The sequence below is a fragment of the Halochromatium sp. genome (genome assembly GCF_046541315.1).
Taxonomy (GTDB): domain Bacteria; phylum Pseudomonadota; class Gammaproteobacteria; order Chromatiales; family Chromatiaceae; genus Lamprobacter.
The window spans coordinates 12898-37010 of the sequence record NZ_JBKHDN010000004.1 but is presented as its reverse complement, the minus strand read 5'-3'; the positions used below and the strand labels follow the sequence as shown (position 1 = coordinate 37010).

The following is a 24113-nucleotide window of genomic DNA, read 5'->3' as shown; positions in this document are numbered from 1 at the left end:
TCGGCATTCACGGGTGCCCGAAGACACCCCGCGACCGGCGCGAGCATTGGTCATCGACAGCGCAGTGCATGGTGACGCGCCCTATAATCGACGGCACTGGCTCACCGACCCGACGGACTCTCTCGCATGCGGCTGATTCGAGGCTTGCATAATCTGCGCGACCAGGATCGCGGCTGCGTGGCGACCATTGGCAACTTCGATGGCGTGCATCTTGGCCATCGCGCGGTGTTTCAACGGCTGCTGGCACAAGGCGCGGCGCTCGGGCTGCCGGCGACGGTGATCACCTTCGAGCCGCAGCCGATGGAGTCGTTCGCGCCGAGCCTCGCGCCGGCCCGACTGACGCGACTGCGCGAGAAGGTTGCGGCGATCGCCGAGGACGGCATCGACCGCATCCTGTTGCTGGAATTCGGACCACGGCTGGCGGCGATGGAGGCGCGCGAGTTCATCCGCCGGGTGCTGGTCGAAGGGCTCGGGGTGCGCTTCCTGCTGGTCGGCGACGATTTTCGCTTCGGCCATAACCGTGCCGGCGACTATGCCCTGCTCGAAGCGGTCGGTGCCGAACTGCCGGACGCTCAAGGCTTCGAGGTCGCCAACCTGCGCACCATCAGGCATCGCAATGAGCGCATCAGCAGCACGCGGATTCGCGAGCTGCTGGCGGCTGGGGATTTCGAGCAGGCCCGGCATCTGCTCGGTCGGGCCTATCGGATCTGCGGACGGGTCGGCCATGGCGACCGGCGCGGGCGCACCATCGGTTTCCGGACCGCGAACATCAATCTGCATCGGCGGGTCAGCCCGCTGCGCGGGGTCTATGCGGTGCGCGTGCATGGCGTTGCCAAGACCCCTTGGCCGGGCGTCGCGAACATCGGCCGCCGTCCAACCCTCGACGGCACCGATGAGCGGCTTGAGGTGCATCTGTTCGACTTCGATGCGGATCTCTACGGCGCGCATCTGCAGGTGGAGTTCCTACTGCGCTTGCGCGATGAGCAGCGCTTCGACTCGTTCGAGGCGCTGCGGGCGCAGATCGCCCGCGATGCGGAAGCGGCGCGCGCGTGGCTGATCGATGCGGGCTCTGGTCAGGATCCATAAACCCAGCCGCCGCTCGTCGGCCTGAATCAGATGGCGCGCCACGGGCCTGAAGCGCGCTCGTCCCAATTCGCCAATAGCCGCCGCGACCCCTCGCCTGTCGCTTTCGCTTTCATGCCGGTATCAGCCTCGTCCTTCAGTGCGTGGACCCTCCGTTACCAGCGATGTCCTTGCCCATTGGATGGTCTTCCCCTCGGTCGGGCGGCACCCTCTTCTTTCCGAGGGCCGGGTTTGCCTGCCTCGCGGGGCCAACGAAAAACGGGGCCTGAAGGCCCCGTTTTTCATCCCAACGTCTGAGTAAAATCAGAACTTGTGGATCATACCAGCGGAGAAGCCGCTCCACTCGACGCCATCCTCACCCGGGATGCCGTTGTTGTCATCATCCACAGCGGTATAGAGCACGTAGGCCTTGGTGCGCTTGCTGAAGTTATGGTCGAAGCCGATGGCCCAAGTATTCCTGTCGCCTTCGAGATCGTCACGCAGGCTGTCGAGGCTGACCACATCGCGGGTTTCACCGAGGATTTTGTCGTCGTCACGATCCACCGAGCCGTACATGGCCTTGACCTTGTTGTTGCCGAAGGCATAGGCGGCCTGGATCTGCCACAGCTGCTGCTTTTCGACACCATTGGACAAACCAACAGTCGAGGACGTGCCATCGGCGTTGTAGTAGGTCCACGCGCTACGCGTCTGACCGTCAGGACGATTCTCCTGCTGCTCGTAGATCGCGGCCAGCGTGAAGCCGTTGAAGTCCAGGAGGCCAAGACCGATACGCCACTTGTCGTACGCATCGCTGACGTAGTCACAATCCGGGTCCTGGCTGCCATCGGCGTTGATGCACTGGCCCTTGCCAGCCAGGCTGGTCTCGGAATTCATGAACATGTCCTTGTCGAGCGACTCATAAGCGAGAGACGCGTAGAACGGACCGTTGTTGTAGATACCGGCGAGCGACCAGGCGCCTGCCAGTGAATCCTCGTTGATATTCAGGCCCGAGTCATCGGTCGCGCCACCGCCGGCGATGATGGCGCCAGCAAACGAGAAACCGGAGACGTTTGGCGAGATATAGGCGATGACGTTGTCGGCGCGGATATCGTGAAAACCGACGGTGCCGTTGTAGTCCGCCATGGTGTCGCCGAACTGGTCCAGCTTACCGGTGGAGATCTTCAGCGGGGTGTCGTGACGACCGACGAACGCGGTACCCCAGTCGCCGGCCAGACCGACGAAGCTGTTGCGATAGCTGATACCCTTGTTATTGCCGCTGGTGATGTTGTCGTCGGCGGCGCTCAGATTCAGGCCAAGCTCGACCTGGTAGATGGCCTTCAGGCCGTTGCCGAGATCCTCGGAGCCCTTGACGCCAAGGCGGCTCGCCCGACTCGAACCAGGGATAAAGTCGCCTTCGCGGGAGATACCCCAACCTTTGAAGTCTTCGCCGTCTCGGATGATCGGATTGCCGTTGGCGTCGAGGTAGATCGTATCCGGAGGTGCCAGGTTTCCGTCCGGAGTAACGTAAACAGCGCCAGAATTATCGTCGTTTGCGTCTATTCCGTACGCATTATCGACATCGGCATAGTCGATCGACATGTTCAACTTGCCGTAGAGGGTGGCCTCGGCTATCGCGGCAGCCGGGGCGGCCATCGCGGCGGCGACGGCCAGGGTGAGAAGCTTCTTCTGCATCATGATCTCCGCTGTGTTGTGAAAAAGACGAAAGATTGCACCAATCTTCCGCAATCGTGCCTTGCAACGGAAATAGTAGACTAGGCTGGGATCACTCGCAACAGTTTTTTTGAAAAAAGAGACAACTGGCGATTTCGTTGTAGCGTCGCAACAACTCGATGATCGCGCAACAGAGGACCCCTGGCGTTCCCCGCGAATTCATATCATAAACAGCGGGTTACAGAGGACGGGACGGCTCACGCCAGGGTGTATTGAGGCCTCCGAAGGGACACCCGAAGCGTCCTTGGTGTGGCGATCATTGCACACTCAGCCGGGATTTGCAGCACTTTCGGCGTGGCGCCTGCTCAAGCAGGACGCGGCGATGGCGGCGATATCCTCGCGTGCAACACTGTCGCACCATGCAAGCGCCCCGAGCGCCCAGGCAGGCTGACGGCTCCGAGCCACGTTGCGTGAATCGCCTAGTTGTTCTGGATCACGATGCGCGGGAACTTGGCCGCGTAGTCCTTCGCCTGCAGCGAGAGCTTAGCGGCGGTCTTGCGCGCGATCTCGCGGTAGAGTCCGCTGATACGCGACTCCGGGTCGGCGATCACGCTCGGCTTGCCGCCGTCGGTCTCCTCGCGGATCCGAATGTCCAGCGGCAAGGCGCCGAGCATATCCACCCCGTATTGCTGCGACATGCTCTCGCCGCCGCCCTGGCCGAAGATGTACTCCTCGTGGCCGCACTTGGAGCAGATGTGGATGCTCATGTTCTCGACGATACCGAGCACCGGCACCTCGACCTTCTGGAACATCTTCAGGCCCTTGCGCGCATCGAGCAGGGCGATATCCTGCGGCGTGGTGACGATCACCGCGCCCGAGACCGGCACCTTCTGCGCCAGCGTCAACTGGGTGTCGCCGGTGCCCGGCGGCAGATCGATGACCAAGTAGTCAAGGTCGGACCAATTGGTATCGTTCAGCAACTGCTCCAGCGCCTGGGTCACCATCGGCCCGCGCCAGATCATCGGCGTCTCCTCCTCGATCAGGAAGCCGATCGACATGGTCTGCAGGCCGTGGCTGACCATCGGCTCCAGACTCTTGCCGTCCTTCGACTCCGGCTTGCCGGAGACACCGAGCATCCGCGGTTGCGAGGGGCCATAGATATCGGCATCCAGGATGCCGACCTTGGCGCCCTCGGCGGCCAGCGCCAGCGCCAGATTCACCGCCGTGGTCGATTTGCCGACACCGCCCTTGCCGGAGGCGACAGCGATGATGTTCTTGACGCTGTCGATGGGCTTCAGCGACTTCTGCACCGAGTGCGCCTTGACCTGCCAGCCGACATCGACCTGGGCCATGCCGACGCCCGCGATGCCTTCGACCCGCGCCTTGACCGCCTCCGTGATCGCTTGCTTGATCCCATTGGCCGGAAAGCCGAGCAGCACCTGGACCTTGACCTGATCGCCCTCGACCTCGATCCCCTTGATACAGTTGGCGGAGACCAGATCCCGCCCCAGATGGGGCTCGATGTAGTCCTTGAGGGCGGCTTCGACAGTCTCTTTGGTCACTTCGGTCATGGGAAACTCCGTTGTCTGTGGCAACCGCGGTGGTCCGCGGGCTGGCATGGATGGGTCGGTTGCGAGTGCCTGGGTTCGATCGCGAGAGCGGACGAACCGACCCCGACGCTGGCACTCGAACTGGTATCAGCAAGCGCTAATTCAAGCCTGCTTGGCGATCCGCCGCGCGCTGCCCGATAATGTTGGGCGCGTTTGACCGCTTCGAGCACCGCTGCGGACCCAGGTCCGCGCTCAAGTGCGCGCGCGACTCGTTCTCGCCAAACCTCCTTGCCAATCTCAGAGCCCTTTGCAATGCGTCAACCCCGCGACATCCTGGTCACCAGCGCCCTGCCCTACGCCAACGGCCCGATCCACATCGGCCACCTGGTGGAGTACATCCAGACCGACATCTGGGCGCGCTTCCAGAAGATGCGCGGCGAGCATTGCTGGTACGTCTGCGCCGACGACGCCCACGGCACCCCGATCATGCTCAAGGCACGCCAGGAAGGGATCACGCCCGAGGCGCTGATCGCCCGTGTCGCCGAGGAGCATCGCGCCGATTTCGACGGCTTTCGCATCGGCTTCGACAACTACCACTCGACCCATTCCGACGAGAACCGCCACTACGCGAGCCTGATCTACACGCGCAATCGCGATGCGGGCCACATCGCCAAGCGCCGCATCGAGCAGGCCTATGACCCGGTCGAGCGGATGTTCCTGCCCGATCGCTTCATCAAGGGCGAGTGTCCGAAGTGCGGCGCCGCCGATCAATACGGCGACAACTGCGAGGCCTGTGGCGCCAGCTACTCGCCGGCCGAGCTGAGGAACCCGCGCTCGGCGGTGTCCGGCGCCGTGCCCGAGCAGCGCACCTCGGAGCACTATTTCTTCCGCCTGGCCGATTTCGAGCCGATGCTCAGGGCCTGGACCCGCGGTGGCGGGCTGCAAGGACAGGTCGCCAACAAGCTCGATGAGTGGTTCGAGGCCGGATTGCAGGAATGGGACATCTCGCGCGACGCGCCCTACTTCGGCTTCGAGATCCCGGATCATCCCGGCAAGTTCTTCTACGTCTGGCTGGATGCGCCGATCGGCTACATGGCGAGCTTCCAGCATCTCTGCGACAACCCCAAGGGCCAGGCCGCCGGCCTCGACTTCGACCGTTACTGGGCGCCCGAGAGCCCGGCCGAGGTCTATCACTTCATCGGCAAGGACATCATCTATTTCCATGCGCTGTTCTGGCCGGCGATGCTGCATGGCGCCGGCTTCCGCGCCCCGAGCGCGATCTTCGCGCACGGTTTCCTCACCGTCGATGGCCAGAAGATGTCGAAATCGCGCGGCACCTTCATCAAGGCGCGCACCTATCTCGATCATCTCGATCCCGAGTATCTGCGCTACTATTTTGCCGCCAAGCTCGGCGCGGGCGTCGACGATATCGACCTCAGCCTGGACGACTTCCAGGCGCGGGTGAACTCGGATCTGGTCGGCAAGGTGGTCAACATCGCCAGCCGTACCGCCGGCTTCATCAGCAAGCGCTTCGATGGCCGGCTCGCCGCCGCGTTGCCCGACCCGGCGCTGTTCGCGACCTTCGTCGCCGCCAGCCCGGTGATCGCCGAGGCCTACGAGGGCCGCGAGTACAGCCGCGCGGTGCGCGAGATCATGACCCTGGCCGATCGCGCCAATCGGTACATTGACGAGCAGGCGCCCTGGGTGGTCGCCAAGCAGGAAGGCCGCGAGGCCGAGTTGCGGGGCATCTGCACCCAGGGGCTGAACCTGTTCCGGCTCTTGATCGGCTGGCTCAAGCCGATCCTGCCCGGCACCGCCGAGGCCGCCGAGCAGTTCCTGCGGATCGCGCCGCTGCGCTGGGAGCAGCTCGAACAGCCGCTGCTCGATCACGAGATCGCCCCCTTCAAGCCGCTGATGACGCGCATCGAGCCGAAGCAGATCGCGGCCATGCTCGAGGCCTCGAAACAAGACCTGAGCGCTGCGACTCAGCGCTGACCCGCCACTGGGGGTTGTCAAGCTGAGCCATCCGCACAATCTCCGCCCGCAAGCGCGAGCAACCGTCGGCAAGCCCGCCGCTGCCCGCTGCCCGCCCATAAACCACGAGTGAGCCATGTTCGATCTCAACATCTATGCCGTCGGCCTCGCGGTCGTGCTGTCGATCGCCGTCACCGCCTGGCTGAGCAGCATCCAGAAGCAGGATGTCAGCTTTGTCGACAGTCTCTGGTCGCTGTTCTTCTTGGTGCTCGCGCTGGTCTATAGCCTCTGGGCGCCGGCCTTGGAGACGCGCGCGTACATCCTGCTCTTCGCGGTCGCGGTCTGGGCGCTCCGGCTCTCGGTGTTCATCGCGTTGCGCAACCGGGGTCGGCCGGAAGATCGGCGCTATCAGGCCATCCGCGCCGAGAACGAGCCAGGGTTTTGGTACAAGAGCCTCTATCTGGTGTTTGGATTGCAAGCGGTGCTGGCCTGGATCATCTCGCTGCCCCTGCTCGGGGGCATCCTGGGCGCGGCGCCGCTCGGCTGGCTCGACTATGCGGCGATGCTGCTGTGGCTGATCGGCTTCGGTTTCGAGGCCATCGGCGATCGACAGCTCGCGGCCTTCAAGGCCGATCCGGCGAACAAAGGCCAGGTGCTCGATCGCGGACTCTGGCGCTACACGCGGCATCCGAACTATTTCGGCGAGGCCTGCATCTGGTGGGGCTACTACCTGTTCGCGCTCTCGGCCGGGGCCTGGTGGAGCATCGTCGGCCCGATCCTGATGACCATCCTGCTGCTGCGCGTCTCCGGCGTGAGCCTGCTCGAAAAGGACATCACTGAGCGCCGCCCGGCCTATCGTGACTATATCCAGCGCACCAACGCCTTCTTTCCCGGCCCGCCGCGCGCGCCAAGCGGAAACGACTAGCCGCGCGCGGCCGATGGCGAATCGCGGCTCTGGCCTGTTGCGGCTCTGGTATAAAGCACCACTTAGGCGATTGACGCAAATCGCCCGAGGCCCAAGCGCGGCCTGCTGGCAACCCGGCACCAGCCGCCACCTTGAACCCTATCCATCGGAGACGCTGATGCGGCGATTCCAACCCACAGGGCGGCTGCTGCTCGCGGCCGGCCTCCTCAGTCTGCTCAGTGGCTGTCTCGAAACCGGAGGTGAACCGATGAAGACCGTCGATCATGTCGACCTGGAACGATTCATGGGCGATTGGTACGTGGTCGCCAACATCCCGACCTTCGTCGAGAAGGGCGCCCACAACGCCGTCGAGTCCTATGCCCTGAACCCGGACGGGACCATTGCCACCACCTTCACCTTCAACAAGGATGCCTTCGACGGCCCGCAAAAGGTCCATCATCCCAAGGGCTTCGTGCTGGACACGACGACCAACGCGCACTGGGGCATGCAGTTCATCTGGCCGATCAAGGCCGACTTTCGCATCATCTATCTGGACGACGACTATCAGAACACGGTCATCGGCCGTGCCAAGCGCGACTATGTCTGGGTGATGTCGAGAACGCCCACGTTCAGCGACGCCGAGTTCGAGGAGATGAAGGCCTTTATCGAACGCGTCGGCTACGATCCCAGCAAGCTGCAACGCGTCCCCCAGCAAGGCGCCTGATCACGGAACTCACTCTCGGAGCCTCCCCGTTTGACCGCTCCCCGCGCATTACTGGATGACCAAAGGCCGCGCGCCGCGCGCTGGCTCCGGCTTTCGGTCGGGCTTGGCCTCGGCAATGGCGTGTTGCTGATCCTACAGGCCTGGTGGTTGGCTCAGATCATCGACGCTCTGGTCTTCGGCGAGGCCGAACTGGCCGCTGTCAGCCACTGGCTCTGGCTCCTGCTCGACCTGTTCGTGCTGCGCGCGGCGATCGCCTGGGCCTCGGAGCAAAGCGCCTTCCGCGCCGCCGCGCAGGTCAAGATCAGCCTGCGCGATCGGCTCTACCGCCACATCCAGGCCGCAGGACCTGCCTGGATGGCCGGCCAGCGCAGCGGGGCTATCGCTGAAGACATCACCCGTGGCATCGAGGCGGTGGAGGCCTACTATTCACGCTATCTGCCGGCGATGTCGCTGACCGCGCTGATCCCGCTCGCGATCCTGATCGTGGTGCTGCCGCTGGATTGGCTGTCGGCGCTGATCATGCTGGTCACCGCACCGCTGATCCCGCTCTTCATGATCCTGATCGGCAGCGGCGTCGAGCGGCTGAATCAGCAGCTGTGGAAGGATCTGGCGCGCATGGGCGCGCATTTCCTCGACGTGATCCAGGGCCTGACGACGCTGAAGCTGTTCAATGCCAGCCGCCGCGAGGCCGAGGTGATCGCGCGCATCTCCGAGGATTATCGCGCCAGCACCATGCGCGTGCTGCGGGTCGCCTTCCTGACCTCGGCGGTGCTGGAGCTGTTCTCGACGCTGGGCATCGCGATCATCGCGGTGTTCATCGGCTTCCGGCTCTATCAGCTCGCGCTGCCGATCCCGGAGCTGATCGCCCCGCCCGAGATCAGCTTCGTCACCGGCTTCTTCATCCTCCTGCTCGCGCCCGAGTTCTATGCGCCGCTGCGCAATCTCGGCACCCATTATCACGGCCGCATGGAGGCGATCGCCGCCGCCGAGCGCCTGGTCGCGGTGCTGGACACCGCATTGCCAGCGCCGCCCAAACAGGTCGCGAGCCTGAGCGCCGACAGCCCCCTGCACATCCGCTTCGAGGACGTTGCGTTCAGCTATGAGCCGGGTCGCCCCGCACTCGATGGCGCGCGTTTCGAGATCGCGCCCGGCGAGCGCATCGCGCTGGTGGGGCCGAGCGGCGCCGGCAAGACCACGGTCGCCAGCCTCTTGCTCGGTTTCATCCGCCCCGCGGCCGGGCGAATCAGCGTCGATGGCCAGGATCTCAACGCGCTCGCGCTCGCCGACTGGCGTCGGCGCCTGGCCTGGCTGCCGCAGCAGCCGCGTCTGTTCCAAGGAACCATCGCCGACAATATCCGGCTCGGCCTGCCCGCTGCGACCCTTGACGAGGTCCGCGCGGCGGCCGAACGCGCGCAGGCAACCGAATTCATCGAGCGGCTGCCGCGCGGCTACGAGACCCCGGTCGGCGAGCGCGGCGCCGGCCTCTCCGGCGGCCAGATCCAGCGCATCGCGCTGGCGCGCGCCTTCCTGCGCGATGCGCGGCTGGTGATCCTGGACGAGGCCACCGCCAGCCTCGATCCGGCCAGCGAGGCGCTGGTGCAACGCGCCGTGGATCGGCTCGCCGAAGGCCGTTCGCTGCTGGTGATCGCGCATCGGCTGAGCACGGTGCGCAACGCCGACCGCATCCTGGTCATCGATGGCGGGCGCATCGTCGAATCCGGTTCCCATGCCGCGCTGATCGAACGCGATGGACCCTATCGGCGCATGGTTCGTTTGCTCGCGCCGGATGCGGCTGAGCCGGAGGCTGTATGAGAGGAGACCTTCCGCATGCCTGAGCTGATTCGGCTTTGGCACCTGTTTAGGCCCTATCGCGGCTGGATGCTCGGTGGCTTCGCGGTCGCCCTGATCACATTGTTGGCCAATGTGACGCTGATGGCGATCTCGGCCTGGTTCATCACCGCGATGGCGATGGCGGGCGCGGCCGGGCTGGCGATGAACTATTTCACGCCAGCGGCGATCATCCGCGGCAGCGCCATCGCCCGGACCGCCGGGCGCTATTTCGAGCGTCTGATCACGCACGAGGCGACGCTGCGCCAGCTCGCCGGGCTGCGGGTCTGGTTCTATCGGCATCTGGAGCCGCTGGCGCCCGCGCGGCTGATGGAATATCACAGCGCCGATCTGCTGACGCGCATCCGCGCCGATATCGACGCCCTCGACAATCTCTATGTGCGGGTGCTGGTGCCGGTGCTGGTCGCGCTCACCGCCGGGCTTGCGTTCTTCATCTTCACCGCGCTCCACGATCTCGGGCTCGCGCTGCTGCTGCTGGATATGCTGTTCATCGCCGGCGTGGTGCTGCCGGCGCTCGGTCATTGGCTCGGCAAGGCGCCGGGCCGACGCATCGTCGAACTCCAGGCCGAGCTGCGCCAAACCAGCATCGACGGCACCCAAGGCCTGTCCGAGCTGCTGATCTATGGCGCCGCCGACAGCCATGCGCGGCACATGGATCGGCTCAGCCGGGCGCTGGTCGCCGAGCAGGCGCGCATGAGTCAGCTCACCGGCATCGCCCAGGCGGCGACCGGTCTGACGGCGAACCTGACGCTCTGGGGCATGCTCTGGCTCGGCATCCCGCTGGTGCACGATGGCAGCCTGGCGCCACCGCAACTGGCGATGCTGGCGCTGTTCTCGCTCGCCGCCTTCGAGGCCGTCGCGCCCTTGCCGATGGCCTTCCAGCAGCTCGAATCGACGCTGACCGCCGCGCGCCGATTGTTCGCGATCGTCGATACCGAGCCGGCGGTGCCGGAGCCGAGCGGTCCCGCGCCGCAGCCAAAAGACAGCGGGCTGTCGATCAAAGGGCTGCGTTTTCGCTATCCGAGCACGGGGACGACTGCTGGCGGTGGGTCAGACCCGGCCCCGGATCAGGAGCGGCCGACCCTCGACGGCATCGATCTCGAACTGCCGCCGGGCCGACGGGTCGCCATCGTCGGCGCCACCGGCTCCGGCAAGACCACGTTGTTCAACCTGCTGCTGCGCTTCTGGGCGCCGGAGGCCGGCACCATCCGGCTCGGCGGCGTGCCTTTGGAGCAATTCCCCGGCGAGGATCTGCGCAGCCGTATCGCCCTGGTCTCGCAGCACACGCACCTGTTCGATGCCAGCATCCGCGAGAACCTGCTGATCGCCGCTCCGGAGGCCCCGCAAGCGCTGCTTGAGCAGGCCTGCGCGACGGCTCAGATCCACGACTTCATCGCCGAGCTGCCCGAGGGGTACGACACCTGGGTCGGCGAAACCGGGGTGCGGCTCTCCGGCGGTCAGGCGCGCCGCGTCGCCATCGCGCGGGCGTTGCTGCGCGACGCGCCGATCCTGCTGCTCGACGAGCCGACCGAAGGCCTGGACGCGGTCACCGAGCGCGCGCTGATGGACGCGGTGCAACGGCTGATGGCCGGACGCACGGTGCTGCTGATCACCCACAAGCCGGTCGCGCTGGCGCAGATGGACGAGATCCTGGTACTCGACCAAGGCCGCGTGGTCGAGCGCGGCACCCATGCCGAATTGCTCAAGGCGCCGATCTACCCGCGCCTGCTTGGATTGGATCTCGACTGATTCAGGCGAGCCATTCGCCCTGACGCGCGGACACGACCATCGCGTGGATCGGGGCGTCTAGCTCAGTGTTGTCCGGCAATCGTCGAGCGGCCATGACGGCGTCGCGCGCTCAGCCGAGCTGCTCCCTCAGCAGTTCGAGAATCTGCTCTGCGGTCGCCGAGGTCTCGCGCTGGCCGGCCTCGTCGTGCACCACCACCCGGCTCTCCTGGCCATCGCCCTGGACGCGGATCTGGTAGGTCTTGGCGCGATCCGGCCCCTCGCCTCCCTGCCAAAACGCGAGCCTCGACAGGAGACCTTTCTTCTTCTCGCGTTTGCTCGGGTCGTCGTAGCGCACGAAGAACACGCCGGCGCTGCGATCGCGATCCTCGACCGCGAAGCCGGTGCGATCGAGCGCGAGTCCGATCCGGCGCCAAGCCCGCCGGAACTCTTCCGGGATCACCAATTCGCTGCCGGCACCGGCAGCGACCAACCGGGCGGCGGCGACGCGCGGTGCCGCTGTCGTGGCCGCCGAGCCACCGCCCTGTGCCAGCATGCGCTCGGCGTTGCGGTCGGAGACGCCGAGCGACAGCATCAACCGTCGCAGCATCTCGGCTTCTTTGCCCGGATCGGTCGGCGCCGGCTCCCAGATCGTCGTCGCGCCCTCGCCGGCGGTATTGCGTACCAGTCGCTCCTCCATGCCGCGATGCGTGAGGTAGACCTCGGCGGTGTCGGCGCGCGGCCCGGCATCGATGCGGACGCGATACTGATCGCGGGTGGAGGTTGAATACAAGCCCCCGGCCACCTGGCGCAGCATATTGGTGACGAAGTCCCGGCGCAGTTCGGCGCGGTTCTCGAGCCAGTCGGTCTTCATCACGCCGACGGCCGGATCCTGCTCCTCGAGCAGAATCCCCTGCTCACGCCAGAAGGCGACGACCTTGGGCCAGACCGCCTGCGGCGAGGCATCGACCTCGAGCCAGCGCTGATCGCCGGAGCGCTTCAGCGTCACGCCGGAGACCTCCGGCAAGACCTCGCTGCTGCCGGCCATGCGCTCACGCGCCCGCTGTCCGCCGGCATAGGAGGAGAAGGTGGCGGTGCCGCTCGCCCCCGGGATATCGAGGGCGTCGTTGAAACCGACGCCGGCGAGATCGGGCGGCAGCTCGAGATTGACCTCGGCCTCGCGGGCCTTCTTGTACTCGACGCGGCGGTCGGGCAGATATTGGTCGAGCTTCTGCGCGCTCCCGCAGCCGGTCAACAGCAGCGCGGGCAGTGCCCAAGTCGTCGACAACATGGCCGCGCTCAGCACGATGCGGCCGCCACCGGCAAGCCGGTGCCAAGGGCGACGGGCGCGGCGAGCGGCACCCTGGCAGACGCAGGGGGAGAGGCCGGCGGGGGCGCGCGCACTCGCGAGTCGAATCGAGGAAGCGGCTGTGTTCATCGTAGTCTGGTCAAACCATTCATGGGAGGGCGTACGAGTTATAAGACGCCCGCCTCGACGAGAGCCTCGCGGACGGCGGCATGCTGCGCCGATGACAGCCAGGTGAGCGGCAGTCGAATGCCGGCCGGGATCAGCCCCATCTCGTGCAGCGCCCATTTGACCGGTATCGGGTTGGATTCGACGAACAAACGCCGGTGCAGCGGATCCAGCCGCGCGTTCAATGCCCGCGCCTGCTCCGCGTCACCGGCCAGGGCCGCCGCGCACAGCTTGGCCATCGGCGCCGGCGCGACATTGGTCGTCACCGAGATCACCCCGTCTCCCCCCGCGAGCATCAGCTCGCAGCCGGTGGCGTCATCGCCGCTGTAGATGGCGAAATCGGCGCCGGCTCCCGCGCGCAGTTCGGCGACCCGCCCGAGATCGCCGGTCGCGTCCTTGATGCCGACGATGCGCGGATGCCGCGCGAGTTCGATCGCCGTCGCCGGGAGCAGATCGCAGGCGGTGCGAGCGGGCACGTTATAGAGGATCTGTGGGATATCGACGGCGTCGGCGATGCGCGTATGGTGCGCGATCAGCCCGGCCTGGGTGGGTTTGTTGTAGTAAGGCGTCACCAGCAAGGCCGCATCGGCGCCGGTCTCGGCGGCGCAGCGCGTCAGCCGGATGGCCTCCACGGTCGCATTGGCGCCGGTGCCGGCGATGACCGGAATGCGCCCCGCCGCGGCCGCCACGGTGCGCGCCAGCACATCGCAGTGCTCGGCCTCGTCCAGCGTCGCCGACTCGCCGGTGGTACCGACGGCGACGATAGCAGCGGTGCCGGCCTCGATGTGTCGCTCGACGAGCCGTTCAAGCGCCTCGCCGTCGACCTCGCCCTCTGCGTCCATCGGCGTCACCAGCGCGACGATGCTGCCTCGTATCATATCGACCTACCGTGGGCAAAAAATTAGACTGGAATGGTATCTTGGCGAATCGAAACTTTACAAGCGCGGTCCGCGCTCGACGCGGCGGCGCTTGGCCTCACCTCATCGCTTACTGCTACACTTCGCGCTCCTTGCCGCGAGCGCTCAGGAATTCAGAGACATGGCCACGCACAAGACTTTCCTCGTCATCTCCGCGGTCGGTGCCGACCATCCCGGCCTGGTGAACGATCTTTCGCGCAGCATCCTCGAATATGGATGCAATATCGAAGACAGCCGCATGACCGTGCTCGGCGGCGAGTTCGCGGCCATCCTGTTGGTCGAGGGCAAATGGAACACCCTCGCCAAGGTCGAGAACGCACTGCCGGAATTGCAGCGCTCGCTCGACCTCACGCTCGTCTGCAAGCGCACCGGCGAGCGCGCTCAGCACGAGGATAAGCTGCCCTACGCGGTCGACGTGATCGCGATGGACCATCCCGGCATCGTCAACAACCTCGCCGGCTTCTTCGCCGAGCGCCGCATCAATATCGAGGACATGGCCACCACGACCTATGCCGCCGCGCATACCGGCACGCCCATGTTCGCGGTGCACATGACCGTCGGTATCCCGGCGGACACCCACATCGCCACCCTGCGCGAGGAATTCATGGATTACTGCGACGGACTCAATCTCGATGCCGTGCTAGAGCCGCAGAAGGCCTGATGCGGATTGCGCCCGAGCACCCCCCGAACGCCGCGAAACGCTTCCAATCCGGTCATCAGCCCTGATCTCTCCCCTGATCTTTCCGAGGCGAGGCCGATGGCTCGGGCTCGCTGCCAGGCGCCACGCCGAGCGCGAGCACCAACCGATCACGGCCAAACCCAGCCGAGTCCACATCGACATCCGACGAGGAAACGCCCATGTCCGTTGCGATCAACGAACCGGTTCCCGATATCGAGCTGCCGGCGACCGGCGACAAACGGCTCAAACCGAGCGATTTTCGCGGCCAGCGCTTAGTCCTGTTCTTCTACCCGAAGGCGAACACCTCCGGTTGCACCCAGGAGGGGCTTGACTTCACGGCGGCCGCAGACGACTTCGCCGCCGTCAATACCGCCCTCCTCGGCGTCTCGCGCGACGGCCTCAAGGCGCAGGAAAACTTCAAGGCCAAGCAAGGATTCGCCTTCGACCTCCTGTCCGACAAGGACGAGCTGCTGTGCAAGGCGTTCGATGTCATCAAGCCCAAGAAGATGTACGGCAAGGAATCGCTCGGCATCGAGCGCAGCACCTTCCTGATCGACGAGCAAGGCAGGCTGATCCAGGAATGGCGCGGGGTCAAGGTGCCGGGCCATGTCGACGAGGTGCTCGCCGCCGTGCGCGCGCTCGGTTGAGTCAGGCGCGATGATCAAGCGCGAAAGCGACCGCTGCCTGTTCGTGCTCGACACCAATGTGTTGATGCACGACCCGACCGCCCTGTTCCGCTTCCAGGAACACGATATCTATCTGCCGATGATCGTGCTCGAGGAACTCGATGCCGGCAAGAAGGGGCTGTCGGAGGTCGCGCGCAACGTGCGCCAGGTCAGCCGCTTCCTCGATCAGCTCATGAGCGACGCCGACCGCGACGAGATCGAGGCCGGCATGCCGATCCATCCGCTGAGCGAATTCGGGCGCGGTTTCAGCGAGGCGCCGACGGGTCGCCTGATCTTCCAGACCGAGCGACACGGCACGGATCTCGTCACCGTGCTACCGGGCACCTCGGCCGACAACGATATCCTGGCCACGGCGCTGGAGCTGCAACGGCGCGAGCCCGCGCCCGGGCGCTCGATCGTCATCGTCTCCAAGGACATCAATCTGCGGATCAAGGCCGCAGTGCTCGGGATCGCCGCCGAGGACTATTCGAGCGATCAGGTTCTCGATGATGTCAATCTGCTCTATACCGGCATGGAGAGGCTGCCGGGCGACTTCTGGGAGCACAACGCCAAGGCCGTCGATGCCTGGAAGGAAGAGGGCCGTACCTTCTACCGCATCAGTGGCCCGGATGTCTCCGACTGGTACGTCAATGAATGCCTGAGCCTGGAGGGCGACGACGCCTTCGAGGCGATCGTGCGGCAGAAGCACAGCGAGACCGAGGCGATCATCGAACTCGCCGATGACTATCGCGTCCAACGCCACAACGTCTGGGGCATCACCGCGCGCAACCAAGAGCAGAACTTCGCCCTCAACATGCTCATGGACCCGGATCTGGATTTCGTCACCCTGCTCGGCACCGCCGGCACCGGCAAGACCTTGCTGGCGCTCGCCGCCGGACTGGCGCAGGTGCTCGACCGCGGGCGCTACCGCGAGATCATCATGACCCGGGTCACGGTCCCGGTCGGCGAGGACATCGGCTTTTTGCCCGGCACCGAGGAAGAGAAGATGACGCCCTGGATGGGCGCCTTGATGGACAATCTCGAGGTGCTGACCCAGACCGAGGGCGGCGACTGGGGCCGCGCCGCGACCAATGACCTGGTGCGCAACCGGATTCGCATCTCGTCGTTGAACTATATGCGCGGGCGCACCTTCTTACACAAGTACATCATCCTCGACGAGGCGCAGAACCTGACCGCCAAGCAGATGAAGACCCTGATCACGCGCGCCGGTCCCGGCACCAAGATCGTCTGCCTCGGTAACATCGCGCAGATCGACACCCCCTATCTGACCGAGACCACCTCGGGGCTGACCTACGTGGTGGATCGCTTCAAGGACTGGGATCACAGCGGCCATATCACCCTGCTGCGGGGCGAACGCTCAAGGCTCGCCGACTTCGCCTCGGGCGCGCTCTAAACACCACCCACCCAGCGTTCGGAGGAATCACCCTATGAACCAAACACTGCGACACGGTCTGCTCGGCCTTGGCCTCCTGTTCGCCGCCAGCGCCGCCTTCGCCACCGATGACAAGCTCGACGTGGTCTATCACGTCAGCGATGAGGAGAAGGTCGGGTTCGCCCTCACCAACATCGAGAGCCACATCGAGGGCGCCGGCGGCGCCGACAAGATCAACATCGTGCTCGTCACGCACGGCCCGGCGGTGAAGCGCTTCGACGACATCGAGGCGGTCAATCGGGTGCGCGAGCGCGTTGCCTCGTTGCGGGAGCAAGGCGTGACCTTCGAGGCCTGCGCCCTTACCCTGGAATTGCTGAACATCGAGCGCGATGAGCTGCTCGACGGCTTCGTCATCGCCGAACAGGGTGGCGTCACCCGCATCGCCGAATTGCAGTCGCGCGGCTATGTCTACATCCGACCCTGAGAACGCCGCTGAAACCGTTGCGACGGACGCCGCGGCCGACGCCATGGCGTCGTCCCGCATCGGCCCGATCGTCCTCACGCCCGGCGTCAGCCGGCTCAACGGTTACACCTTTCTCCTCTCGGCCTTCCTGTCGATCGGCCTGATGACCTTCATCACGGCGGGTCAAACCTACATCCTCAATGCCCATCTGGGCGTCCCGCAATCGGCGCAGGGCACCATCACCGGCGACCTGGTCCTGTTCACCGAGGTCATCACCCTGCTGCTGTTCATGCCGGCCGGCATCCTGATCGATCGCATCAGTCGCCGCGGGGTGTTCGCCGTCGGCTTCCTCATGCTCGGCGCCACCTATGCCCTCTATCCGCTCGCCCCCGGGGTGGAGTGGCTGTTCGCCGCGCGGGTGCTCTACGGCATCGGCGTGGTGGCGGTGGCGGGGGCGCTGTCGACGGTGCTGGTGGACTATCCCATCGAGCGCTGCCGGGGCAAGCTGGTGGCCATGGTCGGGGTGCTCAGCGGCCTCGGCGTGGTGACGATGAACCAGGGCTTCGGCTCGCTGCCGGAAGTGCTCACGCTGCGCGGAATCGGGCCCGTCGAGGCGGGTCTGTTCACCCATCTGGGCGTGGCCGGCATTTGTGTGCTGGGCGCCCTGGCGGTGCGCCTCGGCCTACAGTCCGGGGTCCCGGCGCACCGCGAGGAGCCGCCGACGGTGCGCACCCTGTTTCTGAGCGGCTTCGCGCAGGCGCGTAATCCTCGCGTCTTGCTCGCCTATGGCGCCGCCTTCATCGCCCGCGGCGATCAATCGGTCAACGCCGCCTTCCTGATCCTCTGGGGCACGCTGGCCGGACGCGCCGCCGGCATGACCGATGCCGAGGCGGTGATGAACGGCACCCTCATCTTCGTCATCGCGCAGATCTCGGCGTTGGCCTGGGCACCGGTGATGGGTCCGATCCTCGATCGCATGGACCGCGCCACCGGGCTTGCCATCTGCATGCTGCTGGCGGCCATCGGCAACCTCGCGCTGCTCCTGCTCGACGATCCCTATGGCGATTACCGGCTGATCTTCTTCATCCTCCAGGGGATCGGTCAGATCAGCGTGTTCCTGGCCGCCCAATCGCTGATCGGCCAGGAGGCCCCCAGTAACCAGCGCGGCTCGGTGCTCAGCGCCTTCAACATCTCCGGCGCCCTCGGCATTCTGATCATCACTGCGGTGGGCGGGCGCCTATTCGACAGCGTCGATCCGCGCGCGCCCTTCGTCGTCGTCGGTTCGATCAATCTCCTGCTCTTCCTCGCGAGTCTGTATGTGCGCCTGCGCGCGCCGCGTCCCCCGCTGCTGGCCGACGAAATCCATGGCGACTAGCCGCTGGGTGGTCAATGCCTCGCCGCTGATCCTGCGCTGCCGGCCGATCCCAAGATTCAGCGCCAGCTCTACGAGGGTGGTGTCGATTCTCTGTTGGCCAAGTACGCGGCGCGCTCCGGCGAGCAGTTTCCGCCGGGCGGCATCAAGCTCACGGTCGGACGGGACATGTAGCTCGGCCTGCCGCCTCAACGGGGGCCTTAGTTGCGGCAGTCCCAAATTGGGAGTAGGCTCCCCCAATGCGAGTGATTGCGCTGAGAAGCTTGCGGGAATTCTGGCAGCAGCATCCGGATGCCGAGCGACCGTTGCGCGCTTGGTACGATGAGGCAAGCCGCGCCCAATGGCGCACGCCGGCGGAGATCAAGCAGCAATTTCGGCATGCCAGCGTGCTCAGCGGTCGTCGCGTGGTCTTCAATATCAAGGGCAACGAATACAGGCTCGTTGCCGCCGTTGCCTACAACACCGGCGTTCTGTTCGTGAAGTTCGTCGGCACGCATGCCGAGTACGACCGGATCGACGCCGAAACCGTGGAGTGGAAGTAACCGCCATGGAGATTCGTCCCATTCGAACCGAAGCCGACTACGAAGCCGCGCTCGAGGCGATCTCGGCGTTGATGCAGGATGATCCGATGCCTGGAACCCCAGACGGCGATCGTTTGGACGTACTCGCCACGTTGGTTCAGGCCTATGAGGCACAGCAGCATCCGGTGCTGCCCCCCGACCCGATCGACGCCATCAAGTTCCGGATGGAGCAGCAGGATCTCAGCGTCGCCGACATGCGGCCCTACATCGGACCGCCCCATCGCGTCTACGAGGTGCTGTCGCGCAAGCGCGGCTTGAGTCTCGCGATGATCCGCCGCTTGCATGCCGGCCTCGGGATTCCCGCCGAGCGGCTGATCGGCTCCTGATTGGAACCCGAACGGTTCCAAGCCCGATGCGATCCGTCCGATCCAGCTCTCCAACCGGAACATCGACAGCTTCATCGCGGCACGGCGGCGATTCACGCGCGACCAGTGGCTCGACCTGCCGATGCGCTCGATGGGCTACGAGCCGAACCACCCCCTCCTACACCAAGCGCCGCAAGCTGCACTCCATGCCGCGGCTGATCCCGTTCGTCGAGAAGAACTTCAACGCCGTCGAACTGGGGCCGCGCGGCACCGGCAAGAGCTTCGTCTACCAGCAGATGAGCCCCTACTGCCACCTGGTCTCCGGCGGCCAGACGACGACGGCGCCGATGTTCCTGGACCTGTCCACCGGCCAGCGCGGACGGGTCGCCTGTGGGACGTGGTCGCCTTCGACGAGGCGGCCGGCAGCCGCTTCAGCGACCAGAGCGGTATCAACATCATGAAGGGCTATAGCCATTCGCCCTGACGCGCGGACACAAACATCGCGTGGAATCCGAGCTTCGGGGTCAATGTCGTCCGGCAATCAGGTTGAGCGGCCATAAATGGAGGACGGCGCCCTTAGCCGCGGGCGGCTTCCAGCCGCGAGCGAATCGTGAAATCGTAGCTGAGATACCCCTGATCAAGCTCGGTTGCGGGCGCCTGGCGTCGACAATGCTCGAGCACCCGCTCGGCCTCGCAGTAGAAGAAGCGCGCATCGGGAGTGAAATGGCGTTGGCCTTCGGCGGACAGCAGATTGAAGGCCACGCCTTGGGTCGAGGTTCGGTACATCTGCTCGACCATCGCGAAGACGAAGTCGTAATGATCGGGATACCGCTCGTTGACCAGATTCAGCGCCCCGGACGAGAGCACGAAATCGTAGTGTCCACCCTGCGGCCCCAACTTGAGAAAATCCCCGGTGACGAAGGCCGCCTCGGGATAGCGGGCTGCGGCATGAGCCGTGAAGTCGGGCATGAGATCGAGGCCGGTGTAGGCGACGTTGCGATAACCGGCCTCGAGCAGAAACCCATAGAGGTCGGCGAATCCACAGCCGACGTCGAGCAGCGAAAACGCCGCATCCCGGTCCGTCGGCAACACCGGCAGCAGCGCCGCGAAGCGCGCGTGCTGGGTCGAGACGGAGGCAAACGACAACGCCCGGCAAGAGGTGCCGTGGCGCTGTAACAAACCGGCGTAGAACTGCTTCGTCGCCTCGGACATGCGCAAAAATCCTCGGGGTTGATTGAGGGGACAAACAAAAAGGGCTCAAGCTGATGCTTGAGCCCTTTTTGAGTGGGGTGGACGATGGGAATCGAACCCACGACCGCAGGAGCCACAATCCTGTGCTCTACCAACTGAGCTACGTCCACCATTGAAACGAAGCTGACTTCACTGGCTGTCAAGCATTGCGTGCGCGTCGTCAACGCACACATGGGGAGCGCATTGGCACGCCCGGCAGGACTCGAACCTGCGACCAACGGCTTAGAAGGCCGTTGCTCTATCCAGCTGAGCTACGGGCGCTCGTTCTACCGCCGTGTTGGTCGGGGTAGAGGGATTCGAACCCCCGACATCCTGCTCCCAAAGCAGGCGCGCTACCAGACTGCGCTATACCCCGAGCTGTGCGTCGTTTGTTTACCGGCTCGTCCTAGAGTCGCCTGGTAAGCCCTTTAGAATACGCCCTGGGAGGGATGGCGTCAACAACGGCGTTCGCGAGCGATTCGCCTCTTGATGCGGCGGGTCGCCGAGGCACGCCGCGCCCGTCCGAGGTCAAGGCCCCGAGCGCCAGCAGCCGCCCTAGGCACGAGCCGAGATCGAAGCCGGGAAGATCGAGTGCCTGGCCACCGTGGACGACCCGATGGCCGATCCGGATACGGACGCTTGAACGGGCCAGCTCGGTCAGGCGCTTTTTTGTGCTGGAGCGACAAGGCGATTGACAGGAATCGCCTAAATCGGGTCACGCCCCCGGGCATGGCTCTGCCCCGGTTGTTTTAGCGCATGAAAAATCCGCTGTTTCAATGCCGGTATGCGGATGGGTTTATTGATAAAATCGGTCGCACCTGATTCAAACGCGATGGTCATGGAGTTGGGGTCATCATTGCCGGTCAGCATCAAAACTGGAACATCGGCCGCCAGTTGCCGCAGATGCTGGAGGCACTCATAACCATCCATCACCGGCATGTCAACGTCCAGCAACACCAGGTCGGGTCGGTCGGCTTTGAAAGCGCGCACGCCTTCCGCGCCATTGATTTCCACCAGCACCTGGTAACCTTCCTTTTTCAGGCTTGTGGCGAGCAAATGACGGGTTATCTCAGAATCGTCAATGACCAGAATCTTGGTGACCCGTTTTGGCTTGGACGCTGGTGAGTCGGCATCGATCACAGAGACGAACTGACATTGAGCATTGCCTGTGACAGGATCGAAATCCACCTTACGATAACCCTGTTCGCCGACATTCGTTTCGATGATCTTGACTTGTTCCTGCATCAGCAAACAAAAGGCCTGCGCGGCATTCAGCCTGCCGACATGACTGAATTCGGCATCCGATTGGCATATCACTCTTTTTACCTTGCTGAACTTCAGCATGTTGCCGCCACCGTAAATCCGTGCGTGAAACTCTCGCAACAGGGTGCCATTTTTTTCCGCCAGCCTTTTGAACAAGGCAATAGAGTCGTCGCCATAACGAGGATCAAGCTCTTTATCGGATTCAGCCTCGCCCCGAGCTGGCAGGGAGAAATGACACATGCCGCTCAATTTTTTTTGCGGATGCCAAAGGGTGATCGCCACACAGGAGCCCAGCAGGGTTTGCAGGCGCTTTTTGCCCCGCCCAAACACCAGTTCACCAATCTTGAGAACGATCGTTTGATCCTGGCGCATGCCGATCAACTCCTATGAAGCCGATTAGAGAGCAACCTTCAAAATACTCGCGGTCATCAGCTCAAGACTCACCTGTTTTTCGACCCCACCCTTGACCCAGGCTTCTCGCGGCATTCCGTAAACCACACTCGAATGTTCATCCTGGCCCAGGGTTCGCGCACCGGCATCGCGCATTTCCTTGAGACCGGTGGCGCCATCATCCCCCATCCCGGTTAAGATAACGCCCACCGCATTGGAACCGGCACTCTGAGCGGTCGATCGGAATAAAACATCAACCGAGGGCCGGTGTCGGCTCACCAGCGGCCCATCGGCAATCTCCACGTAGTAGCGCGCACCGCTGCGCTTGACCAGCAGATGCTTGTTGCCGGGCGCAATCAAGGCCTGACCCGGCAAAAGGCTGTCATTGTTCTCTGCCTCTTTCACGCGAATTCCGCAAAGAGCATTCAGCCGCTGGGAAAAGGAACGGGTAAAGACTTCCGGCATGTGTTGCACCACGACCAGTGGTGGGCAGGTCACCGGCATGGTCTGCAAGATTAAGCGCAGCGCCTCGGTGCCCCCGGTTGAAGCACCGATGGCGACGATCTTATCGGTGGTTTCCCGCAAGGCACTCTGGCGGACGAGCGGCAAGACCGCATCGGCATTCTGTTTGGCAACCGCTTTCAGCTTGGGGCTGGGGATCAGTTTCTTGAGTTGCGCCTGAGCAGCACTTTTCACCGCATCAAGAATCTGCAAGCGCGACTCTTCAAAAAAAAGCCGATCCACCAAAGACGGCTTGGTGATGATGGTCACGGCTCCGGCTTCCAGGGCTTGCATTAGCGTGTCGGAGCCCTGAGTGGTCAGGGTGGAGCAGATCACCACCGGAATCGGGTGTTGACTCATGATCCGGCGCAGGAAGGTCAGCCCGTCCATCCGTGGCATTTCCACATCCAGGGTAATGACATCCGGCTTGAGCCGTCGCATCTTTTCAACGGCGGCATAGGGATCGGCCGCCGTACCTACCACCTCGATGTGCGAATCGCTACCCAGCAGTTCGCTCAAGCCTTGGCGGACCAGCGCCGAGTCATCGACAATCAGCACCTTGATCATCGCCGGGCATCCTCTACGAGCCGATAAACCGTCGGGATCTGCTGCTTAAACAAAGAGGAGCGCACACCCAGGGTTTCCGAGTGACCAATGAACAACAAGCCACCCAGATTCAGCCGTGTTGCCAACTGCTTGACCACGCGGTTACGGTCTTCCGCGCTGAAATAGATCATGACATTACGGCAAAAGATGACATCGAAAATGGGCCATTCCGCATAATGCCCAGAGATCAGATTGAACTGATCGAACACGACCCGCTGGCGCAATTCAGGAGCGATGCGAACCAGAGGATTGCGGGCATCCTTGCTTCGCAGAAAGTAGCGCTTACGCAGGGTTTCCGGTACCGACGCGATGCGTTGACGATCATAGATGGCCTTCTTCGCGGTCGCCAAAACCGAAGGGGCGATATCGGTGGCGAGCAACTCGAACCGAAAACCTGTCAACCGTCTTTCCAGCTCGCAGAGCACCATCGCCAAGGTGTAGGGTTCTTCCCCGGTTGAGCTGGCGGCACACCAAACCCGCAAGGGACTTGCCCACCCCGCTGCTTTCAAGGGCAACAACCGGCTGTTTACATAGTGGATGAGGTAATCGAAATGAGTCGGCTCGCGAAAAAAATCCGTTTTATTGGTGGTCAGCGCGTCCAGCATCAACACCTGTTCAGTGGCTTCGCCTGCCGGCGAGAAGGCAAAATCAAGATAGCTCTGTATGCTAGGGTAACCCGTAGCCTTGACGCGGCGGCGCAGCCGAGTTTCAATCAAACTGCGCTTATGCTCCGGTAACTGAATCCCGGCAATGCGCTCGATAAAGGCCGCCACCCGCTGGTGATCGACAGCCTGTAGCCCAGGCTCCTTCTCCATG

Annotated in this window: 21 protein-coding genes, 3 tRNA genes and 2 pseudogenes; 15 read left to right on the top strand and 11 right to left on the bottom strand. The window is 64.1% G+C overall.

Annotated elements, in window-relative coordinates; genetic code table 11:
• The first annotated feature begins 126 nt into the window (after positions 1 to 126).
• The gene (gene ribF, locus ACLFQI_RS00970; protein WP_410756920.1) at positions 127 to 1086 is read left to right on the top strand and encodes a bifunctional riboflavin kinase/FAD synthetase; all 960 of its coding nucleotides are present in this window, start codon (positions 127 to 129) and stop codon (positions 1084 to 1086) included.
• Between the two features lie 300 nt (positions 1087 to 1386).
• On the opposite strand, the gene ACLFQI_RS00965 is transcribed toward ribF, so the two are convergent.
• Both ACLFQI_RS00965 and apbC read right to left on the bottom strand, forming a co-directional pair.
• The gene (locus ACLFQI_RS00965; protein ID WP_410756919.1) at positions 1387 to 2754 is read right to left on the bottom strand and encodes a porin; all 1368 of its coding nucleotides are present in this window, start codon (positions 2752 to 2754) and stop codon (positions 1387 to 1389) included.
• A 458-nt stretch (positions 2755 to 3212) separates the two neighbouring features.
• Positions 3213 to 4304, bottom strand: a complete 1092-nt coding sequence (gene apbC, locus ACLFQI_RS00960; protein ID WP_410756918.1) for an iron-sulfur cluster carrier protein ApbC — start codon at positions 4302 to 4304, stop codon at positions 3213 to 3215.
• A gap of 291 nt (positions 4305 to 4595) precedes the next feature.
• On the opposite strand from apbC, the gene metG reads away from it, so the two are divergent.
• The 5 genes from metG to cydC all read left to right on the top strand — a co-directional run bounded on the left by metG (position 4596) and on the right by cydC (position 11482).
• Positions 4596 to 6278 carry a methionine--tRNA ligase gene (gene metG, locus ACLFQI_RS00955; RefSeq protein WP_410756917.1) on the top strand — a complete coding sequence of 561 codons (1683 nt, stop codon included), beginning with the start codon at positions 4596 to 4598 and terminating at the stop codon, positions 6276 to 6278.
• Positions 6279 to 6393: 115 nt separating this feature from the next.
• On the top strand, positions 6394 to 7182 hold the full coding sequence (locus tag ACLFQI_RS00950; RefSeq protein ID WP_410756916.1) for a DUF1295 domain-containing protein: 789 nt from the start codon (positions 6394 to 6396) through the stop codon (positions 7180 to 7182).
• A 157-nt stretch (positions 7183 to 7339) separates the two neighbouring features.
• A complete protein-coding gene (locus ACLFQI_RS00945) occupies positions 7340 to 7885 on the top strand; it encodes a lipocalin family protein (protein ID WP_410756915.1) in 546 nt (181 codons plus the stop codon).
• A gap of 30 nt (positions 7886 to 7915) precedes the next feature.
• Positions 7916 to 9697 carry a thiol reductant ABC exporter subunit CydD gene (gene cydD, locus ACLFQI_RS00940; protein WP_410756914.1) on the top strand — a complete coding sequence of 594 codons (1782 nt, stop codon included), beginning with the start codon at positions 7916 to 7918 and terminating at the stop codon, positions 9695 to 9697.
• 15 nt (positions 9698 to 9712) lie between these two features.
• Positions 9713 to 11482, top strand: a complete 1770-nt coding sequence (gene cydC, locus ACLFQI_RS00935) for a thiol reductant ABC exporter subunit CydC (RefSeq protein ID WP_410756913.1) — start codon at positions 9713 to 9715, stop codon at positions 11480 to 11482.
• A gap of 109 nt (positions 11483 to 11591) precedes the next feature.
• Here cydC and bamC read toward each other — a convergent pair whose 3' ends face one another.
• Both bamC and dapA read right to left on the bottom strand, forming a co-directional pair.
• Complete coding sequence (bamC, locus tag ACLFQI_RS00930; protein WP_410756912.1) at positions 11592 to 12749, bottom strand: outer membrane protein assembly factor BamC; 1158 nt, start codon at positions 12747 to 12749, stop codon at positions 11592 to 11594.
• Positions 12750 to 12934: 185 nt separating this feature from the next.
• Entirely contained in the window at positions 12935 to 13810 is an 876-nt protein-coding gene (gene dapA, locus ACLFQI_RS00925) for a 4-hydroxy-tetrahydrodipicolinate synthase (RefSeq protein WP_410756911.1), read from the bottom strand.
• Between the two features lie 160 nt (positions 13811 to 13970).
• Here dapA and ACLFQI_RS00920 point away from each other — a divergent pair, with 160 nt between their 5' ends.
• The 9 genes and pseudogenes from ACLFQI_RS00920 to ACLFQI_RS00880 form a co-directional block, all read left to right on the top strand.
• Entirely contained in the window at positions 13971 to 14510 is a 540-nt protein-coding gene (locus ACLFQI_RS00920; protein WP_410756910.1) for a glycine cleavage system protein R, read from the top strand.
• Between the two features lie 197 nt (positions 14511 to 14707).
• Positions 14708 to 15175 (top strand): peroxiredoxin, encoded by a 468-nt coding sequence (locus ACLFQI_RS00915; protein ID WP_410756909.1) that lies wholly within the window; start codon positions 14708 to 14710, stop codon positions 15173 to 15175.
• A 10-nt stretch (positions 15176 to 15185) separates the two neighbouring features.
• Complete coding sequence (locus ACLFQI_RS00910; RefSeq protein ID WP_410756908.1) at positions 15186 to 16607, top strand: PhoH family protein; 1422 nt, start codon at positions 15186 to 15188, stop codon at positions 16605 to 16607.
• Positions 16608 to 16641: 34 nt separating this feature from the next.
• A complete protein-coding gene (locus tag ACLFQI_RS00905; protein WP_410756907.1) occupies positions 16642 to 17070 on the top strand; it encodes a DsrE family protein in 429 nt (142 codons plus the stop codon).
• A 43-nt stretch (positions 17071 to 17113) separates the two neighbouring features.
• A complete protein-coding gene (locus tag ACLFQI_RS00900; protein ID WP_410756921.1) occupies positions 17114 to 18424 on the top strand; it encodes an MFS transporter in 1311 nt (436 codons plus the stop codon).
• A gap of 236 nt (positions 18425 to 18660) precedes the next feature.
• The gene (locus tag ACLFQI_RS00895; RefSeq protein WP_410756906.1) at positions 18661 to 18963 is read left to right on the top strand and encodes a type II toxin-antitoxin system HigB family toxin; all 303 of its coding nucleotides are present in this window, start codon (positions 18661 to 18663) and stop codon (positions 18961 to 18963) included.
• A gap of 5 nt (positions 18964 to 18968) precedes the next feature.
• Positions 18969 to 19328, top strand: coding sequence for a helix-turn-helix domain-containing protein (locus ACLFQI_RS00890; protein ID WP_410756905.1), 360 nt, complete (start codon positions 18969 to 18971; stop codon positions 19326 to 19328).
• Positions 19329 to 19359: 31 nt separating this feature from the next.
• Positions 19360 to 19467: pseudogene (locus ACLFQI_RS00885) on the top strand (BREX system Lon protease-like protein BrxL); the annotation flags it as partial.
• 31 nt (positions 19468 to 19498) lie between these two features.
• A pseudogene (locus tag ACLFQI_RS00880) lies at positions 19499 to 19768 on the top strand (BREX system Lon protease-like protein BrxL); the annotation flags it as partial.
• Between the two features lie 115 nt (positions 19769 to 19883).
• Here ACLFQI_RS00880 and ACLFQI_RS00875 read toward each other — a convergent pair.
• The 7 genes from ACLFQI_RS00875 to ACLFQI_RS00845 all read right to left on the bottom strand — a co-directional run bounded on the left by ACLFQI_RS00875 (position 19884) and on the right by ACLFQI_RS00845 (position 24112).
• Positions 19884 to 20519 carry a class I SAM-dependent methyltransferase gene (locus ACLFQI_RS00875; protein WP_410756904.1) on the bottom strand — a complete coding sequence of 212 codons (636 nt, stop codon included), beginning with the start codon at positions 20517 to 20519 and terminating at the stop codon, positions 19884 to 19886.
• A gap of 73 nt (positions 20520 to 20592) precedes the next feature.
• Positions 20593 to 20668 (bottom strand) — tRNA-His (locus ACLFQI_RS00870).
• 74 nt (positions 20669 to 20742) lie between these two features.
• Positions 20743 to 20819: transfer RNA gene (locus tag ACLFQI_RS00865), tRNA-Arg, on the bottom strand.
• Positions 20820 to 20836: 17 nt separating this feature from the next.
• Positions 20837 to 20913 (bottom strand) — tRNA-Pro (locus ACLFQI_RS00860).
• Between the two features lie 329 nt (positions 20914 to 21242).
• The gene (locus ACLFQI_RS00855) at positions 21243 to 22172 is read right to left on the bottom strand and encodes a response regulator (RefSeq protein ID WP_410756903.1); all 930 of its coding nucleotides are present in this window, start codon (positions 22170 to 22172) and stop codon (positions 21243 to 21245) included.
• Positions 22173 to 22196: 24 nt separating this feature from the next.
• Positions 22197 to 23258, bottom strand: a complete 1062-nt coding sequence (locus ACLFQI_RS00850; protein WP_410756902.1) for a protein-glutamate methylesterase/protein-glutamine glutaminase — start codon at positions 23256 to 23258, stop codon at positions 22197 to 22199.
• Positions 23255 to 24112 (bottom strand): CheR family methyltransferase, encoded by an 858-nt coding sequence (locus ACLFQI_RS00845; RefSeq protein WP_410756901.1) that lies wholly within the window; start codon positions 24110 to 24112, stop codon positions 23255 to 23257. The genes ACLFQI_RS00850 and ACLFQI_RS00845 overlap by 4 nt, the downstream gene beginning before the upstream one ends.
• Position 24113: the final 1 nt, after the last annotated feature.

What these genes read in the sequence shown, in the direction of transcription:
- ribF (WP_410756920.1), top strand. Translation starts at nt 127, where the DNA reads ATGCGGCTGATTCGAGGCTTGCATAATCTGCGCGACCAGGATCGCGGC.
- ACLFQI_RS00965 (WP_410756919.1), bottom strand. Translation starts at nt 2,754, where the DNA reads ATGCAGAAGAAGCTTCTCACCCTGGCCGTCGCCGCCGCGATGGCCGCC.
- apbC (WP_410756918.1), bottom strand. Translation starts at nt 4,304, where the DNA reads ATGACCGAAGTGACCAAAGAGACTGTCGAAGCCGCCCTCAAGGACTAC.
- metG (WP_410756917.1), top strand. Translation starts at nt 4,596, where the DNA reads ATGCGTCAACCCCGCGACATCCTGGTCACCAGCGCCCTGCCCTACGCC.
- ACLFQI_RS00950 (WP_410756916.1), top strand. Translation starts at nt 6,394, where the DNA reads ATGTTCGATCTCAACATCTATGCCGTCGGCCTCGCGGTCGTGCTGTCG.
- ACLFQI_RS00945 (WP_410756915.1), top strand. Translation starts at nt 7,340, where the DNA reads ATGCGGCGATTCCAACCCACAGGGCGGCTGCTGCTCGCGGCCGGCCTC.
- cydC (WP_410756913.1), top strand. Translation starts at nt 9,713, where the DNA reads ATGCCTGAGCTGATTCGGCTTTGGCACCTGTTTAGGCCCTATCGCGGC.
- bamC (WP_410756912.1), bottom strand. Translation starts at nt 12,749, where the DNA reads ATGTTGTCGACGACTTGGGCACTGCCCGCGCTGCTGTTGACCGGCTGC.
- dapA (WP_410756911.1), bottom strand. Translation starts at nt 13,810, where the DNA reads ATGATACGAGGCAGCATCGTCGCGCTGGTGACGCCGATGGACGCAGAG.
- ACLFQI_RS00920 (WP_410756910.1), top strand. Translation starts at nt 13,971, where the DNA reads ATGGCCACGCACAAGACTTTCCTCGTCATCTCCGCGGTCGGTGCCGAC.
- ACLFQI_RS00915 (WP_410756909.1), top strand. Translation starts at nt 14,708, where the DNA reads ATGTCCGTTGCGATCAACGAACCGGTTCCCGATATCGAGCTGCCGGCG.
- ACLFQI_RS00910 (WP_410756908.1), top strand. Translation starts at nt 15,186, where the DNA reads ATGATCAAGCGCGAAAGCGACCGCTGCCTGTTCGTGCTCGACACCAAT.
- ACLFQI_RS00905 (WP_410756907.1), top strand. Translation starts at nt 16,642, where the DNA reads ATGAACCAAACACTGCGACACGGTCTGCTCGGCCTTGGCCTCCTGTTC.
- ACLFQI_RS00900 (WP_410756921.1), top strand. Translation starts at nt 17,114, where the DNA reads ATGGCGTCGTCCCGCATCGGCCCGATCGTCCTCACGCCCGGCGTCAGC.
- ACLFQI_RS00895 (WP_410756906.1), top strand. Translation starts at nt 18,661, where the DNA reads ATGCGAGTGATTGCGCTGAGAAGCTTGCGGGAATTCTGGCAGCAGCAT.
- ACLFQI_RS00890 (WP_410756905.1), top strand. Translation starts at nt 18,969, where the DNA reads ATGGAGATTCGTCCCATTCGAACCGAAGCCGACTACGAAGCCGCGCTC.
- ACLFQI_RS00875 (WP_410756904.1), bottom strand. Translation starts at nt 20,519, where the DNA reads ATGTCCGAGGCGACGAAGCAGTTCTACGCCGGTTTGTTACAGCGCCAC.
- ACLFQI_RS00855 (WP_410756903.1), bottom strand. Translation starts at nt 22,172, where the DNA reads ATGCGCCAGGATCAAACGATCGTTCTCAAGATTGGTGAACTGGTGTTT.
- ACLFQI_RS00850 (WP_410756902.1), bottom strand. Translation starts at nt 23,258, where the DNA reads ATGATCAAGGTGCTGATTGTCGATGACTCGGCGCTGGTCCGCCAAGGC.
- ACLFQI_RS00845 (WP_410756901.1), bottom strand. Translation starts at nt 24,112, where the DNA reads ATGGAGAAGGAGCCTGGGCTACAGGCTGTCGATCACCAGCGGGTGGCG.